16 protein-coding genes are annotated in these 16214 nt (G+C 70.9%); 6 read left to right on the top strand and 10 right to left on the bottom strand.

What is annotated here, in order from left to right:
* Positions 1–8: 8 nt before the first annotated feature.
* Both AB0I79_RS26835 and AB0I79_RS26840 read right to left on the bottom strand, forming a co-directional pair.
* Positions 9–824 (bottom strand): patatin-like phospholipase family protein, encoded by an 816-nt coding sequence (locus tag AB0I79_RS26835; protein WP_357877841.1) that lies wholly within the window; start codon positions 822–824, stop codon positions 9–11.
* 24 nt (positions 825–848) lie between these two features.
* Entirely contained in the window at positions 849–1211 is a 363-nt protein-coding gene (locus tag AB0I79_RS26840; RefSeq protein ID WP_357877844.1) for a MerR family transcriptional regulator, read from the bottom strand.
* 83 nt (positions 1212–1294) lie between these two features.
* Here AB0I79_RS26840 and AB0I79_RS26845 point away from each other — a divergent pair, with 83 nt between their 5' ends.
* Entirely contained in the window at positions 1295–1993 is a 699-nt protein-coding gene (locus tag AB0I79_RS26845) for an SDR family oxidoreductase (protein ID WP_357877847.1), read from the top strand.
* 33 nt (positions 1994–2026) lie between these two features.
* On the top strand, positions 2027–3100 hold the full coding sequence (locus tag AB0I79_RS26850) for a MerR family transcriptional regulator (RefSeq protein WP_357877850.1): 1074 nt from the start codon (positions 2027–2029) through the stop codon (positions 3098–3100).
* Here AB0I79_RS26850 and AB0I79_RS26855 read toward each other — a convergent pair.
* Complete coding sequence (locus tag AB0I79_RS26855; protein ID WP_357878268.1) at positions 3075–3413, bottom strand: TetR/AcrR family transcriptional regulator C-terminal ligand-binding domain-containing protein; 339 nt, start codon at positions 3411–3413, stop codon at positions 3075–3077. The two genes, AB0I79_RS26850 and AB0I79_RS26855, sit on opposite strands and share 26 nt — an antisense overlap.
* On the opposite strand from AB0I79_RS26855, the gene AB0I79_RS26860 reads away from it, so the two are divergent.
* The gene (locus tag AB0I79_RS26860) at positions 3398–4285 is read left to right on the top strand and encodes a hypothetical protein (RefSeq protein ID WP_357877853.1); all 888 of its coding nucleotides are present in this window, start codon (positions 3398–3400) and stop codon (positions 4283–4285) included. The genes AB0I79_RS26855 and AB0I79_RS26860 overlap by 16 nt on opposite strands.
* Here the strand turns inward: AB0I79_RS26860 and AB0I79_RS26865 are convergent.
* Positions 4266–4610 (bottom strand): MarR family transcriptional regulator, encoded by a 345-nt coding sequence (locus AB0I79_RS26865; protein ID WP_357877856.1) that lies wholly within the window; start codon positions 4608–4610, stop codon positions 4266–4268. The two genes, AB0I79_RS26860 and AB0I79_RS26865, sit on opposite strands and share 20 nt — an antisense overlap.
* Before the next feature lie 182 nt (positions 4611–4792).
* Between AB0I79_RS26865 and AB0I79_RS26870 the strand changes: the two genes are divergently transcribed.
* The gene (locus tag AB0I79_RS26870) at positions 4793–5161 is read left to right on the top strand and encodes an STAS domain-containing protein (RefSeq protein ID WP_357877858.1); all 369 of its coding nucleotides are present in this window, start codon (positions 4793–4795) and stop codon (positions 5159–5161) included.
* Between the two features lie 4 nt (positions 5162–5165).
* Here the strand turns inward: AB0I79_RS26870 and AB0I79_RS26875 are convergent, their stop codons facing one another.
* Together AB0I79_RS26875 and AB0I79_RS26880 are read right to left on the bottom strand one after the other, a co-directional pair.
* Complete coding sequence (locus tag AB0I79_RS26875) at positions 5166–5453, bottom strand: hypothetical protein (protein ID WP_357877861.1); 288 nt, start codon at positions 5451–5453, stop codon at positions 5166–5168.
* Positions 5454–5545: 92 nt separating this feature from the next.
* Entirely contained in the window at positions 5546–6124 is a 579-nt protein-coding gene (locus AB0I79_RS26880) for a hemerythrin domain-containing protein (protein ID WP_357877864.1), read from the bottom strand.
* A gap of 165 nt (positions 6125–6289) precedes the next feature.
* Here AB0I79_RS26880 and AB0I79_RS26885 point away from each other — a divergent pair, with 165 nt between their 5' ends.
* Entirely contained in the window at positions 6290–7492 is a 1203-nt protein-coding gene (locus AB0I79_RS26885; protein ID WP_357877867.1) for a hypothetical protein, read from the top strand.
* A gap of 6 nt (positions 7493–7498) precedes the next feature.
* Here the strand turns inward: AB0I79_RS26885 and AB0I79_RS26890 are convergent, their stop codons facing one another.
* From AB0I79_RS26890 to AB0I79_RS26905, 4 genes are all read right to left on the bottom strand, one after another.
* Positions 7499–8863, bottom strand: a complete 1365-nt coding sequence (locus tag AB0I79_RS26890; RefSeq protein WP_357877870.1) for a HAMP domain-containing sensor histidine kinase — start codon at positions 8861–8863, stop codon at positions 7499–7501.
* Between the two features lie 76 nt (positions 8864–8939).
* Complete coding sequence (locus AB0I79_RS26895; RefSeq protein WP_357877873.1) at positions 8940–9572, bottom strand: hypothetical protein; 633 nt, start codon at positions 9570–9572, stop codon at positions 8940–8942.
* 58 nt (positions 9573–9630) lie between these two features.
* The gene (locus AB0I79_RS26900; protein WP_357877876.1) at positions 9631–13590 is read right to left on the bottom strand and encodes a metallophosphoesterase; all 3960 of its coding nucleotides are present in this window, start codon (positions 13588–13590) and stop codon (positions 9631–9633) included.
* A 151-nt stretch (positions 13591–13741) separates the two neighbouring features.
* Complete coding sequence (locus AB0I79_RS26905) at positions 13742–14743, bottom strand: LacI family DNA-binding transcriptional regulator (RefSeq protein ID WP_357877879.1); 1002 nt, start codon at positions 14741–14743, stop codon at positions 13742–13744.
* 243 nt (positions 14744–14986) lie between these two features.
* Between AB0I79_RS26905 and AB0I79_RS26910 the strand changes: the two genes are divergently transcribed.
* Entirely contained in the window at positions 14987–16213 is a 1227-nt protein-coding gene (locus tag AB0I79_RS26910) for an extracellular solute-binding protein (RefSeq protein ID WP_357877881.1), read from the top strand.
* Position 16214 lies beyond the last annotated feature (1 nt).

Raw genomic sequence — 16214 nt, forward strand, 5'->3', positions numbered from 1 at the left:
GTCTTCCTTCATCCTGCCCTGTTCCGCAAATAGCTGGAAGACGCCTGGTAGGCCCGGTCGATGCAGGCCGAGATCTGCGACACGTCGCGATGGCGCAGCGGCGAGAGCGGCTCGGTGATTCCTGACGGAAGCACGTGCACCTCCACGCCCGGCGGCAGCGTGGCCAGGTCCTCGGCGAAGCGGTGCCGGCGGGCGATCTCGAACGCCACCATGCCCACCTCCCAGAACCGCCTGGGCGGCGAGAGCGGGCGCTCGATGCGGCCGACGTGCAGGACGTAGACCCGGCTCGCGCCGAGCATGACGGCCCGCCCGATCGGGATGCTGTGCACCAGCCCGCCGTCGTAGAAGTGCTCGCCGCCGATCACGACGGGCGGCAGCAACCCGGGCACCGCGCACGACGCCAGCACCGCCTCCACCAGCGGCCCGCCGGTGAACCAGTGCGCCGCCGCCCGCTCGACCGAGGCCGCCACGCACTGGAACGGGACGGCCAGCTCCTCGATCCGCGAGACCTGCACGGTCCTGCTCAGCACCGCGCGTAACGGGCCCATCGGGTGCAGGTGGGTCCCCGTCCTGGCCAGCGTGGACAGCCGGGACACCCAGGACCCGGCGAACGCCGTACGGACGACGTCGGACTGCCACAGACCCGTCAGCCTGGCGACGGCCTCGGCGGGGTCGGCGGCGATGACGGCGCCGTTCAGCGCGCCGACGGACGTGCCCACGACGAGGTCGGGACGGATGCCCGCCTCGTCGAGCGCCTGCAGCATGCCCACCTCGTGCGCGCCGAGCACGCCGCCGCCACCGAGCACGAACGCGGTCCCGGCCATGCTGGAATTCTGCACCTTACGCGCTCACCTGGGACAGGTCCGCCCCTCGTAGGCGGAGGCCACGGAGATGATCGTGTCCAGCTTGTCGCGGGTCTGGACCAGGTCGTCGATCCGCCCCTCGATGCGCTGCCGCTCGGCCCGCAGCCGCTTCAGCAGCTCGGGCGTCACCTCGCCGGTCATCACGCACGGCAGCAGCGGCTCGATCGACCGGCTCGGCAGCCCGGCCGCGTACAGGTGCTGGATCATCCGCACCCGGTCCACCGCGCTGTCCGGATACACGCGCTGCCCGCTGGGGCTGCGCTCCGAGGTGAGCAGCCGCTGCTCCTCGTAGTAACGCAGCGCGCGCACGCTCACCCCTGTCCGGGCGGCGAGCTCGCCGATCCGCATGGTGATCCCCCTCACACCACTTGCCTCTGACGTCAACGTCAGGTTTTAGCGTATCCGCACAGCACCTCTCTCAGGAGACAACCATGAACATTTCCGGATCCGTCGCCCTCGTCACCGGCGCCAACCGCGGCATCGGCAGCCACTTCGCCCGGCAGCTGCTGGAGCGGGGCGCGAAGAAGGTGTACGCGACCGCGCGCGACCCCCAGCGCATCGACCTGCCCGGCGTGGAGACCCTGCGGCTGGACATCACCGACCCGGCGTCGGTGTCCGCGGCGGCGGAGGCGGCCGGGGACGTGACCCTGCTGATCAACAACGCCGGCATCGCCACCTACACGAATCTCGTCACGGGCGGCCTGGACAAGATCCGCCTGGAGATGGACACCCACTTCTACGGCACGCTCGGCATGATCCGTGCCTTCGCCCCCGTCCTGGCCGCGGGCGGCGGCGGGGCGATCGTGAACGTGCTCTCGGCGCTGTCCTGGTTCTCCTACGACGGCGCGAACGCCTACGCCGCGGCCAAGGCAGCCGCGTGGAGCCTGACCAACGGTGCCCGCCTGGAGCTGCGCGGCCAGGGCACGCTGGTCACCGCCGTGCACCTGGGCGCCGCCGACACCGACATGATGGCCGGCTACGAGGGCGAGCTGCTCGACCCGGCGGACGTCGCGCGGGCGGCGCTCGACGGCGTCGAGGCGGGCGCGTACGAGGTCGTGGTGGACGCGTGGTCCGCGCACGTCAAGGCGTCGCTGTCCGGCGACCCGCGCGCGTTCTACGACGCCGCTTGAGTCTCCAGCGGGGGGAGACGCCAGAGTGAGCACATGGACGGGGACACGCTCTACTCGATCGGCGACCTGGCCCGGCGCACCGGGCTGACGGTCAAGACCGTCAGGTTCTACTCCGACGCGGGCATCGTGCCACCCACCTGCCGCAGCCCCGCCGGCTACCGCCTGTACGACCGCGCCGCCGCCGCCCGCCTGGACCTCGTGCGCACGCTGCGCGACCTCGGGCTCGACCTGCCCACCATCCGCAAGGTCGTGGACCGGGAGGCGTCGCTGCCCGAGGTCGCGGCGGCGCACGCCGAGGCCCTGGCGGCGCAGATCCGCACGCTGCGGCTGCGGCGGGCGGTGCTGACGGTCGTGGCCGGGCGGGGCTCCACCCCGGAGGAGATGGAACTGATGCACGAGCTCGCCAAACTGTCGGAGGCCGAGAGGCACCACCTGATCGGCGACTTCCTCGCCGCCGCGTTCGGCGGCCTGGGCCGCGATCCCGCGTTCGCGGGGGCCATGACCTCGCTTACCCCCGAGCTGCCCGACGACCCCGAGCCGGAGCAGGTGGAGGCCTGGGTCGGGCTGGCGGAGCTGTCCAGCGACCCGGACTTCCGCGCGAGCATCCGCCGCATGGCCGAATTCCTGGCCGCCGACCGGCACGGGGACCCGGCAGCCACCGTCCGCGACGCGCCCGACACCGCTCGACGCGACACGCCCGACACCGCTCGACGCGACACGCCCGACACCGCTCGACGCGACACGCCCGAGGCCGCTCGACGGGACACGCCCGACGCCGCTCGGCAGGACGCGCCGGCTGCGGCCGGGCGGACCGGCGCGCCGGGACCCGTCATCCGGCCCGAGCCCGCCGCGATGGCGCGCGACCTCGCCGCCCCCGCCCTGGCGGCCGGCATCGACCCGGCGTCCCCCGAGGCCGAGCCGTACGTCGCGGCGCTCCTGGCCACCTGCGGTGAGGCCCGCGCCGAGCTGGCCGCCCGGCTGGAGGCGGCCGGCGACCCGCGCTGGGACCGGTACGTCCGGCTCCTGGCCGTGATCAACGGCTGGCGGCCGCCGGAGCCCCTGGCCCCGGCGCTCGCCTGGTTCACCCAGGCGTTGCGCGCCCGCTGACGACGCGGCGCAGGAAGTCGTCCGCGAGCCGATCGGTGTACGCGCGCCCGATCGGCTCGTCGGTGACCAGCACGCGGTAGTAGAGCGCCCCACGAGCCGATCGGTCTCGGCCGCCACGTCGAGACCGGCGGGGCAGCTCGCCCCGCGCCACCGCCCGCTCAACGGCAGCCGGTCGCGCCGCCGCTGCTCGTCGAGGTACCGGGCGCGGAAGTCCGCCCCGAACGCCGGGTCGTGCTGCGCCTGCGGCATCGAGATCAGCTGCCGTCTGCAGTCGTACGGGCCGCCTACCATACGCGCATGACCACGCACGGATTCACGCTCACCGCCGAGGGCCCGTTCGACTTCGCCGACTCGCTGCGTTTCGTCGAGGATTGGCCGGCCACGAGCGCGCTGCCCTCCGACGGCCGGGCGCTGCGCTTCGCGTACTGCGCGGAGTCCGACTGGCGGCCGATCGGCGTGACCGTGACGGGCGCGCCTGGCGGGGTGGCGGTCACCACCACCCGCCCGGCCGGGCCGGGCATCCGCGGCGAGGTGGCGCGCATCCTCTCCCTCGACGTGGACGGCGCCGGCTTCGCCAAGCTGGGCGAGGCCGACCCGGTGCTCGGCGACCTGCAGCGGCTGCGCCCGGGCCTGCGGCCGGTGTGCTTCTGGAGCCCGTGGGAGGCGGCCTGCTGGGCGGTGATCGTGCAGCGCTCCTCGATGCTCATCGCCTCCCGGATCAAACAGCGCATCGCCGAGCGGTACGGCGCGCGGGTCGAGGTGGACGGGCAGCCGTTCACCGCCTTCCCGCCGCCCGTCTCGCTGCTCGACGCGGGCGGCCTCGGGCTGCCCGCGCAGAAGGAGGAGTGGGTGCGCGGCCTGGCCAGGGCGGCGGTCGACGGCCTGCTCACCACCGAGCACCTGCGCTCGCTCGCCCCCGAGGAGGCCCTGGCCGAGCTGCGGGCCCTGCCCGGCGTGGGGCCGTTCTCGGCGGGTCTGATCCTGATCCGCGGCGCGGGCGCGCCCGACGCGTTCCCCGGGGACGAGCCGCGGCTGTTCGCGATCCTGCGCGAGGCGTACGGGCTGCCGGAGGACGCGCCGCCGTCGGCGTACAGGAAGCTGGCCGACTCCTGGCGGCCCTACCGTTCGTGGGCCTCGTTCCTGTTCAGGGCGACCGCGTACGGCGTCATGGACGATCGGGACTGAGCTCGTCCGCCTTGCGGTCGTGGGACAGGTCGTGCTGGGTGAACATGTCGATCAGCAGCCTGATCGGCAGGCCGGCCTCGGTCGGGTAGCGGAAGTGCTGCTCCAGGTTGAGGCTGTAGCGGTTGCGCCGCCCGACTCTGTCGCGGCTGAGGTAACCGCCGTCGTGCAGGTCGCGCACGATGTTCTGCACGGCCCGCTCGGTGATGCCGATGCCCGCGGCGATGTCACGCAGCCGGATGTCGGGGTTGCGGGCGATCTCCACGAGCACGCGGGCATGGTGGGTGAGGAACGTCCAACTGGACGCTCGGTCGTCGGCTGAGCTCACGTCCTTCGCCTCTTCGCCCCGATCCTGGCCCTCAACGGGCGAGTGAAACACCTAGCATGAAGATCTTATGACGAAAAGTCTTTCAGGTATCTATCTACGGGCATAGAGTTTGCGAACAACGGCAGGCATACCGCGGTAACCGTCCACCCCGCCATCGGTCCGCCCCACCGCCAGGAGTGCCCGTGAACCTCACCTGTCGCCATCTCCCCGGCGCCACGCTGATCGCCGTGGCCGGGCAGGTCGACACCAGGACGTCCGCCCAGCTGGAGGAGTACATCGACCAGCAGCGCGAGCGGCTGGACGAGCATCTCATCATCGACATGAGCGAGCTGTCCTTCCTGGACAGCTCCGGCCTGGCCGTCCTGCTCGCCGCCGCCACGCTCGCCCGCGCCCACGGCGCGGGCGTGCACGTGGCGGGGCTGCAACCGATGCCGGCCCGGCTGCTGGAGATCACTGGAGCCGGGCGCGCCGTGACGGTGTACGACCATGTGGAGCAGGCGATCGCCGCGATCGAGGGCCTCGACCTGGTCAACCCCTCGGAGCCGGCGTAGGAGGCTACGCGGGCCGGCGGTGCACCCCCACCAGGTGACCGTTGTGCCGCACCTGCGCCTCGTCGTAGGGGCACAGGGGGCGCGTCACGTACGCCTCGGCGATGCTGTCGGCGTGGCCGCGGTCCACGCCCCAGCCGATCGTGTGCCAGCGCGCCTCGCCGTCGCCGCCCGTGGTGTCCAGAACGGTGATCTCGAACAGCTCGGCGGCGGCAGGAGGCGTGCAGCGGACGCGTACGGGGCCATGCCCGTCAACGGTGCGAACGTCCCTGCCGCCGATGCCCCGCTGGTCCATGTGGATCTCCCTCCGGTCCTGCAACCCTGGTGCGGAGATCCATGCCCCGATCATCCGCCGGTCAGTCATGCCGCAGCCCGCGGGGCATCCGCTCAGGGCCGCTTGCCCATCGCCTGGCGGACCACGTCGCGGATCCGGTCCATCATCGCGATCGGGGTGCCGACGAGCACGTTCTTGGTGGCCGACTCGGTACCGGCGTGCGGATGGGTGGGCGCCATGGCCTCGGCGGCCTTGACCCCGACCGCCATCGCGCGGCGCTCGGCCTCGGTGGTGTGGCCGCGCAGCTGGGTGAACTCGTAGCGCTCCTCGCTGCGGGCGTGCGCCTCCACGGCGGCGCGCAGCATCAGCAGGTTCTCCATGAAGTCGGGCGCCTCAGGACCGGCCTCGTCCATGCGCGTCAGCAGTTCCTTGGCCTCGTTCTCCTCCTCGAGCCGGTCGTCGACCACGCCGTCGCCGCCGTCGATCTTGCGGCGGGCGTAGGGGTGGACGATCTCCTCCTCGGCGGTCTCGTGCACGGCGAGCATCCGTACGAGCCGGGTGAACGCCTCCCCGCGCTGGTCGGCGGGCGCCTGCTCGACCTCGTCGAACAGGTCTCTGATCATCGCGTGCTGGGCCAGCAGCAGGTCGATGACATCCGTCTCGGACATGGTCTCTGGAGCGGTTCTCGTCATGACGCTCCTGCCTACCCGGCGGGATCGGGGTCACTCCGCTCCCGCAGAGATCCTTACCGAGTGCGGGGATTTCGGCGGGAGCGCCCAGAGATTGGACCGGGAAGCCTCGGGTAGGGCGGGCGGGCAGGTCGCACGCCGACGACGAGCGCGAAGGAATTCACGGACATGACCTTCAATCCACTGCGTGAACGGGGCATCCCGCTGGACAAGCAGCTGCGTAACTGGCGGGAGCTGAACGTCACGCCGATCGACCCGGACCACGCCGACCCGTACACGCGGTGCCGGATCATCACCATGAACGGGATCGAGGTGGAGGCCATCCTGTTCAGCCACCAGCTCGCCCGCCACTGCCCCGACCTGGAGATCAAGCAGCACCTGGCCAGGGTGCGCTACATCGAGGCGCAGCAGCAGAAGGTGGTCAACTGGCTGCTGCCCGGCCTGGCCTCCGTGCTGGAGACCACGATCGCCTACGAGCAGGTGGCGGTGGACCTGACCGCCTGGGTGGCGCGGATGGAGCCCGATCCGTACCTGCAGCAGGCCTACCAGTTCGGCGTGCTGGAGGACTTCGACCACCTCTACCGGTACGCCAACCTGTACGAGATGATCGAGCACCGCAAGGCCGAGAAGATCGTCGACGGGCTCACCGAGGTCATGCCCGGCCGCCCCACGTACCTGCACCACCGTGACCCGGTGGACAACGTGCGCGAGCCCTACGACCGCGAGAACACCGCGCCCATCAGCAAGCTGCACGCCCTGACGATCATGTCGGCCGAGCAGCAGACGATGAACTTCTACATGAACGTCGGCCCCACCTACATGGAGCCGATCGCGCGGCAGCTCTACCAGGAGATCGGCCTCATCGAGGAGGAGCACGTCACCCACTACGAGTCGCTCGTGGACCCCGGCGAGAGCTGGTGGGAGATGCTGCTCAACCACGAGTACAACGAGTGCTACCTGTACCACTCGTTCATGGAGACCGAGTCCGACCCGAAGGTGAAGAACATCTGGGAGCTGCACCTCAACATGGAGCTGGAGCACCTGCGGCTGGCCGCGGAGCTGTTCAAGAAGCACGACGGCCGCGACCCCGAGCAGGTGTGCGCGCCGGAGCTGCCCCAGCCGGTGACGTTCGAGCCGAACAAGGCCTACCTGCGCGAGCTGATCTCCACCCAGATCGACTACACCACGCTGGGCACCGGGTACGTCCAGGACGCGCACGAGCGCTTCGAGAAGATGCAGGAGGCGCTGATGGGCGGCGAGAAGGCGCCCTCCGAGCGGATCATCGACGACAACCGCGCCAAGTCCGGCGAGGAGTACCGGCTGCAGACCGAGGGCGAGCACCCCGTCGCCAGCCTGGCCTTCCACCGCTGACCGGCGTCAGGCCTCCTGCACCGGCAGCCTGAGCACGAACCGGGCGCCGGTGTCGGAGTCCTCGATGGTCAGCGTGCCCAGGTGCGCCGTCGCGATCTCGCGGGCGATCGGCAGGCCGAGCCCGGTGCCGCCGGCGTCGCGGCTGCGCGAGGCGTCCAGGCGGGTGAAGCGCTCGAAGACCTTCTCGCGGTGCTCGGGCGCGATGCCCGTGCCGTCGTCCACCACTTCCAGCACCGCCTCCTCGCCCTGGCGCCGCAGGGTCACGATGATCTGCGACTCGGCGTGCCGCTCGGCGTTGTCGAGGAGGTTCGTCAGCAGGCGGGCCAGTTGCAGCCGGTCGCCGTCGACGACCACGCCGGTCTGCAGCGTGGTGACGACCCGCTTGGCGCGCGGCCTGGCGGTCTCGGCGGTCACCAGGTCGGCCAGGTCGAGGGGCTCGCGCTCGTCGGGGGCGCCCGCGTCGAGCTTGCTCAGCGTGAGCAGGTCCGCCACGATCGCCTGGAGCCGCTCCAGGCTGGCCAGCACCTCCGTGCCGGTCTCCGGCCAATCGGTGTCCTCGGGGTGGAGCAGGGCGTCCTCGATCTGGGCGCGCATCGCGGTGATGGGGCTGCGCAGGTCGTGGGAGGCGTCCGCGGCGAACTGGCGCTGCCGCTCCATCGCCACCTGCAGTTGCCGCAGCGCCGACTCCAGCCGCTCCAGCGTGCGGTTCCCGGTCTCGGCCAGGGCCCTGATCTCGTCGTCCGTCTCGGGCACGGGCACGCGCATCCCGCCGCCGCCCGCACTGATCTCGGCCAGCCGCTTGGTGATGCTGCTGACCGGCCGCAACGTCCTGGCCACGACGCGGGAGACCCCGAACCACGCCAGCGCGACCAGCGCGGCCGTCACGGCGGCCTGGAACGCGATCACCTGCGGGTCGACGTACCAGGGCACGGCCGGGTCGAAGGCGTAGATCAGCCACTCCCCCTCCGGCTGGAACGCGACCAGCACCACGACGACCTTGCACTCGCCGGGAAAGCGCGGCAGGTCGCAGAGCCTGGTGACCTCGTTGGCCTGGGTGTGATGCGGGATCTCGCTCGTCAGGCGCGGCGCGCCGGCCAGGTTCGGCGTCGAGGCGACCGGCCGGCCGCGCGGGTCCACGACCTGGATGCCGTCGAGCCCGTACTGGGGCAGTATCTGGGGCAGCCTGTTGCGCTTGACCATGAGCAGGACGCGCACGGCCTTGCCCGCCACGTCCCGCGTCTTGATGTCGGCCACTTCGTTGCGGATGCCGAACAGCACGAAGGCGCTGACGACGACGTTCAGCAGCAACATCGTGATGCTCGCCCACAGCGCCAGCCGTGTCCGCAACGAACGGCCCAACCGTCTGCTCACGCCCCTCCCCCGAGGATCAGCAGAACACAACGGGCGCGTTCGCCGCTAACCTCGGGAGATTCCCCGACAAATCCGCCTACCGGCGCAGCCGCCTGAGCAGGGGGAAGAGCGCGGCGAGGGGCACGAGCAGGGCGCCGAGCAGGAAGAGCCCGCCGGTCCGGCCCGGTTCCGCGCGCTCGCCGACCTTGAGCGTCGGGCTCTCGGCGACCAGGACCGCGGAGCCGCGCTCGCCGCCGAGGTCGTAGCGGACGAGCGTCTCCGTGCTGTGCACGAACGTCTCGGCGTCCGGGAACAGCGCGCTGGAGATCGCGTGCGTGCCCCCGGGCTCGCCCTGGCAGGCGAAGGCGAAGGTGAGCACGGCGAAGGTCTTCTTCTCGCGCGGGCGCACGTCGGCGTCGCGGGTCAGGGTGGGGGCGCAGGGCCTGTCGTCGTAGGCGACGGCGAAGCGCTCGGTGACGTACGCGGCCACGGCGTCGCGGTTGAGCCGGAGCTGGCGAAGCTGCTCGGCCCGCTCCTTGGCGTCGTAGGCGGTGGCGTAGAGCCAGGCCGACTTCATCAGCAGGTCGTACTCGAGGTCCAGCACGACCCGCACGTTCACCCCTGCGCCTGTCACCTCGGCGCGAGCGGTCGTGGTCGCGTCGTGAGCGGCGGCGGGGGCGGGGAACAGCAGGACGGCCGGCAACACGAAGGCGGGCAGCCAGCGCAGCATGTCGGGTCTCCAGAGGGGATGCCGCCCCGGGCTTGACGGCCCGGGGCGGCCGGTCGAACTAGTGGTTGAACCAGCGGTGCATGGGCGAGTCGGCGTCCCACCTGCCGGGGCGGCCGTGCTCGTCCCTGGTGACGAAGACGCTCGGCTCGGAGGCGGTCACGCCGCCGCCGGCGGAACGGGCCGTGACGAACCAGGCGTAGGCCGTGTCGTCCTTGAGCCTGTCCCACTTCACCGAGGCCACCTGGCCGGAGGCGACCCTGTCCCGCCCGATGACCCGGGTGGGCTTGTAGATCGCCAGCGAGTCGGTCTGCAGGGTGGTCGTCCGCGAGGTGAGGTCGACGGGCAGCACCATGTTGTCCTCGAGGCCGTTGTAGCGGCGCAGCGGGTCGTACTCGGTGGCGCCGAACTCGTTGAGCAGCGGCGAGAAGGTGTCGACGATCAGCTCCGAGCGCTTGACGTCGAACTGCAGCATCCGCAGGAAGCTCGCGCCGAACTGGAGCTGGTCGGCCGGGTTGTACCCGCCGATCTCGGTGAGCCCGAGCCGGTCGGCGGAGACCGTGTAGAACTGGTAGTCCGCCAGCAGCTCGACGACTCCCTTGCCGACCTGGCCCACCTTCGGCTTGACGTTGGTGCCCACGCCGTGCTCGTGGCCGGCGAGGATGAGGAAGACGTTGGCGTTCTTCTCGACGACCGTCTTGTACAACATCGAGCCGTCGGGGGCGGCGAATCCGGCGCCGCGGCCGTCAGGGCTCGTGCTCGGCACGATGTAGTCGTGCGAGAGCAGGATGCCGTTGCGGTTGGGGTACTTCTTGAAGATCGAGTCGGCCCATTCGGCCTCGTCCCTCGTCACCCCGTACGACAGGCCGACCACCACGAAGTCCAGCCCGCCCGCGGAGAACAGGTCGTAGTGGTTCTGGTTGTCGCCCTCCTTCCACGGGCCGCCGTACTCCGCGTGCTGCCAGCCCTGCGAGGCGGTCTGGTAGCGCGAGGGGCCGTAGTACTGGTTGTAGAGGGCCCCCGGGCCCTCCTCGGTGCCCGACTGGTTGTCGTGGTTGCCGGCGATCACGCCGTTGGGGATGCCGGCGTCGTCCAGCACGCGCTGCTGCTTCGAGGAGACCTCGAACTCGCCGGCGATCTGCCGCTGCATGGACTCGTCGGCGGGCTTGCGGATGTTGTTCTCGATGATGTCGCCGGTGTGCGCGACGTACGAGATCTTCCGCTGGTCCTTGTTCTCCTTGATCCAGTTCACGATGCCGGCGTAGGCGGACTCCCACACCGCGCGCTCCTCGGCCGTCTCCTGCTCCACCGCGCCCTCGCTGATGTACTGCGTGTCGGTGAAGTGCACGATCGAGAAGTCGTACGTCGAGGGGTCGGCGAAGCCGTTGGGGTCGCCCGGCTCGATGTCGTCGGCGAACGGGTCCTCACCTGTCACCATGACGTGGACCTGCTGCCGGTCGATGTACTTCGGGTCCACGACGGCCGTGAGGGCGGTCTTGCCCTCGGGGGCGCCGCGGGAGCTGGTCAGCAGGTCCCAGGCCTTGGCCCTGGTGTTCCAGACCCGCAGCGACGCCAGCCGCTCGGGGTCGATCGAGCCCTCCCAGCGCAGGACGGGGGCGTCCGCGTGCCCCTTCACCTGGACGTCGAAGCGCTGGTAGACGAGGTCCTGGCCGGCGGGCGCGTCGAGCGTCCGGCCGTCGGCGGGGTCCAGCCCGCGGGCGCCGGCCTTCTTCTCGCCGGGCACCCGGAGCGTGGTCGGCAGGGCCTTGGCCGTGCCCTGGTACACCTCGTTCGGGGTCAGGATCTCGGCCTGCGAGAACGTCGCCGTGACCTGGCCGCCGTCCGGCTCGGCCACCTTGGCCGAGAGGGTGGCGGGGTCCGACACGTCCACGGCGCCCAGCGCCGGGCTCAGCTCGGCGGGCACGTCCGGGATGCCGGCCGACTCGAAGACGATCTCGCGGGTCGCGGTGTTGCCGAGCCCGTCGGCGCCGGTCACGGAGAGCGTGTGCGCGCCGGCCTTCAGCCCCGGGCCCACCTGGGCGCCGGGCTGGATCGGCCGGCCGTCGAGCTTGACGTCGGGGCCGGAGACCACGCCGGAGGCGTCCTCCAGCTTGACGTCGAGCACGACCGTGGCCCTGATCTTCTCGCCCTCGGCCGGGACGCTCCTGGACACCCTGGGCGCGGAGTTGTCGGTGATGAGCAGGCGGGTCGCGCTCTCGCCGGTGCTCGACTCGGCGGCCAGCGTGTGCTTGCCGTCCTTGACGGCCGTGGTGTCGAGGTCGGCGCGCAGGCCGCCGGCCGGGGCGTCCACCAGGAACTGGAGGTCGATCTCGGTCAGCGGGTTGACCGAGTCGCCGCAGTTGCCGTCGCCCATGCTGTAGGAGCTCTTCAGCATCTGGCCGGTGGCCGTGCCCTGCGCCGGGGTCAGGACGAAGTTGGAGATCGCGTAGTCGTCGCGGTTGTTGCCGCAGGACGTGGGGAAGGTGCCGGCCACGAAGTCGATCGTGTTCCAGCCGGGCACCAGGTACTCGTTCGGGATCGTCAGGTCGACGCGCTTGCTGACGAAGTCGCCGTCCACGACGATCTTCTGGCCGTTGACGAGCAGGTAGCTCTGGTAACGGGCCTCGATCGAGTTGCTGCCGACGTTGAAGCTGAGCTTCGCCTCACCGGACCCGAGCGTCTCGACGAGGTGCACGGCGGGGGCGTCGATCGTGTAGCGCAGCTCGGCCTCGGGCCTGGCCGCCTGGTTGTCGCCGCAGGCGCCGTCGCCCATCGTGTACGACGGCTCGACGCCCTGGCCGGTCACCGTGGCGCCGTCGAGGGTCAGGGCCAGGTTGGAGATCGTGAAGTCGTCGCGGTCGTTGCCGCAGGACTCCTTGTAGTCGCCGGTGACGACCTTGATCGTGTTGTCGCCCGGCGTCAGGAAGCGGGCCGGCACGGCGACGGTCGCGCGGCCGCCCGAGTACGAGCCGCCGAGGTCGATGCGCTTGCCGTTGACGAGCAGGAAGTTGTTGTACTTGTCGTCCAGCGCGTCGGCGCCCACGTCGAAGGCGAGCATCGCGGCCCCGTTGCCGAGGGTGGCCTTCGTGACGGGCTCCTCGCCGTCCACGGTGAGCTTCCTGACGCCGCCCGAGCTGCCCGCCGGGACGGTCGCGAAGACGGCCTTGGTGCCCGCGACCAGGGTGCCGTCCGTGGGCATCAGCCGCGGCGCGCCCGCCGGGGCGTTGTTGACGGTCACGGTGTTCCTGACCGTGACGCCCGCCGCGGTGGTGGCGCTGAGCACGTGCGTGCCGTTGGCCAGCTCGGTGGTGTCCACGTCCGCGGTGAGGCCGGTGGTGCCCCGCGGGTCGGACTGGGTGAAGAACGTGAGGGTGGCGCGCTTGAGCAGCGAGGTGTTCGTGCCGCAGCTCCCGTCGCCGAAGGAGAACGTGTACGGGTTGTCCTCGCCGTCCGCGATCTCGCCGAGCAGTTGGAGGCCCACGTCCGACAGCACGAAGTCGTCGTAGTTGGTGCCGCAGGACGACTGGATGGCGCCGACGACGATCTCGACGGTGTTCTCGCCCTTGACGAGGTGCTCGTTCGGGATGTCCAGCGTCACCCGCTGGCTGACGTAGTTGCCGATCTCGACCTTGTACGCGCCGTTGACCAGCACGTAGCTGTGGTACTGCGCCTCGGTGGAGTTCGAGCCGACGTCGAAGGCGAGCTTGGAGACGCCCACCGTACGGGTGGCGCCCTCGATCGCGGCGTCGTCGATGGCGAGCTTCGTGACGCTGTCGCCGGCCGTGGCCGGGACTGCCGCGGCCTTGACCGTGCCTTCGAGGTAGGAGCCGTCGGCGGGGGTGAGCGCCGGCGGCGTCTGTGAGGCGGTGGGGGTGGGCGTCGGGCTCGGCCTGCCGCGCTCCTGCTGCTCCGGGTCGGCGTGCGCCGCCGTCACCAGGGTGTTGACCAGCAGCGCGGTGAGCGTTGCGGCAATGGCCAGCCGCCCGCGCTTCCGTAATCTTCGTGATGCCGTTGGCTGCATCGGGTGCAGTCCCTTCTCAGACGTTCAGGGGCGCCGGTCAGGCGGCCCCCGGGCACCTTGGGGCGCTCGTGTGAACGCTGAGCATGGAGTGGCTGAAGAGAACAGGAAATGTCTCCTCATTCTGGTCATTTGTCACGAACGGCGACAGGGGTCAGCGAACGGGACCGACCGACTCCCCCGGCACCAGCGTGCACGGGATGAGCGTGCGCGGCGGCGCGTCGGGAACGCCTTCGAGCTGGTCGATGACGGCGTCCACGGCCAGGCGGGCCAGCTCGGCGGCAGGCGCGGCCATGACGGTCAGCTCGGGCTCGATCATCTCGCCCAGCTCCCGGGTGGTGGACGCCGAGATGATGGACAGGTCGCCGGGGACGGTGCGCCCGGCGGCCCGCACCCCCTTGGCCAGCCCCGCCGAGGCGCCCTCGTTGACGAGGATGGCGGCGGTGCACCCGGGATGCTCCTCGCACAGCGTGCGCGCGGCCTCCCGCCCGCCCGCCGACGTGCTGTCGACCGCGATGACCACGGGCGGCCCGCCGAGCGGGGCGATCGCGTCGCGGTAGGCCGACTCGACGCGCATGATCCGGCCAGGCCCCGGCCCGTCCTTGGCGCGGTCGGTGATCAGCGCGATGCGCTCGTGGCCGTAGGAGCGCAGGTGGGCGACCGCCTCGCGGATCGTGGCGGCGAAGTCGATGTCGACGTACGGCAGGTCGTCGTTCTCGGTGCGGCCGATCAGCGCGAACGGGATCCCCGAGGCCACCAGCCGCTCGACCCGGGAGTCGCGGATCTGCACCTCCATGAGCAGCGCGCCGTCGACCAGCCCGCCCGCGAGCAGGTGTGACATCTGCTCGTCGTCGTTGACCGGCCACAGCACCAGGTCGTAGCCGCGCTCGCGGGCGCCGTGCGCGGCGCCCATGACGAACTGGATCACCGTGGCGTTCGCCCGCGACTCCAGGTCGGGGTGGAGCAGGGCGAGGATGCGGGTGCGCGAGCTGGCCAGGGCCCGGGCCACGACGTTGCGCCGGTAGTTGAGCTCCTCGATGGCCGCCTCGATCCGGGCCCGGGTCTCCGGCGCGACCCGCTTGGTGCCGTTGAGGACGAAGGAGACCGTGGCGATGGAGACGTTCGCCCGCGCGGCGACGTCGCGCATCGTGACCATGGATGCCAGCTCTTTTCATGAGGAGCACCGGGCACTGCGACTATATATCCCCGCGACCTTCGGCAAAACGCTTAACTTGTTGTTGACATCACAGACAGATCGGCGCAACATACACAACAAGCAAACGCCGGTTAAGCGCTTTGATCGATCAGCGCCTGCCTGGCCCATCACACCATCTCCCCTGCTCGCAAGCCCTCCACGGCCGATTTCCGCGACCCGCGTCAACGGGACAGGAGTCTTCACATGGAGACAGCACAGAAGCGCCCGGGAAAGGCGCCCAAAGTGGCTGTCGCGGCGGCGCTGCTCGCCCCGCTCACGCTCACCGCGTGCGGCGGGGCGGCCGCCTCCGGCACGGAATCCCCCAACTTGCTGACCATCCAGGACTATTACGACGAGGCCCAGGACCCGATCTACCACTCGTGCGCGCGCAGCACCGGCGTCTCCATCGAGATCAGCCACGTCGCCGGTCCCGGGCTGATCCCCAAGGTGCTCCAGCAGAGCTCCTCACGCACCCTGCCCGACGTGCTCATGCTCGACAACCCCGACGTGCAGCAGATCGCCGAGTCCGGCGCGCTCTCCCCGCTGTCCGACTACGGCGTCACGGGCGAGGGCATGGTGCCGGCCGTGGTCAAGGCCGGCACGTACGCGGGCAAGCTGTACGGGCTGGCCCCCGCCGTGAACACGCTGAGCATCTTCTACAACCAGGACCTGTTCCGGCAGGCCGGCATCACGACGCCGCCCAGGACCTGGGACGAGCTGCGCGCGGTCGCGAAGAGGCTGACCGGGCCCGGCCGCTACGGCTTCGCGATGAGCACCATCAACACCTACGAGGGCACCTGGCAGTTCCTGCCGTTCATGTGGGGCAACGGGGGCACGGAGCAGGACATCACGACGCCGGCGACCGTACAGGCGCTGCAGTTCCTGGTCGATCTGCAGAACGACGGGTCGATGTCGCGCAGCTCGATCATCTGGAGCCAGGACGACGTGATCGACCAGTTCATCGCGGGCAAGGCGGCGATGGTGGTCAACGGGCCGTGGCAGATCCCGGCGCTGCGGGAGCAGCAGGACGTGAAGTGGGGGGCCTTCACGATCCCCGAGCGGGACGCCTCGCAGGCCACGGTCGCCCCGCTCGGCGGTGAGGTCTTCACGGTGCCGCGTACCGGGAACCAGGCCAGGATGGCCAAGGCCGGGCAGTTCGTGAAATGTCTCGTCTCTCCGGAGAAACAGCTGGAGACGGCGAGGATCAAGCAGAACGTGCCGTCCAACCCCGAGGTCGCCGAGCAGGCCGGGAAGGAGAACCCGGCGCTCGCCCCGTTCGTCACGACCGTGCGGACCGCGCGCTCGCGTACCGCGATTCTCGGCCCCGACTGGCCGAAGGCGGCAACCAAGATCTACAACGCCGTGCAGATCGCGCTGACGGGCAAGGCCGCTCCCGCCGAGGCCCTGCGCCAGGCGCAGGGCGAGCAGTAAG

The organism is Nonomuraea sp. NPDC050202 (genome assembly GCF_040656115.1).
Classification (GTDB): Bacteria; Actinomycetota; Actinomycetes; order Streptosporangiales; family Streptosporangiaceae; genus Nonomuraea.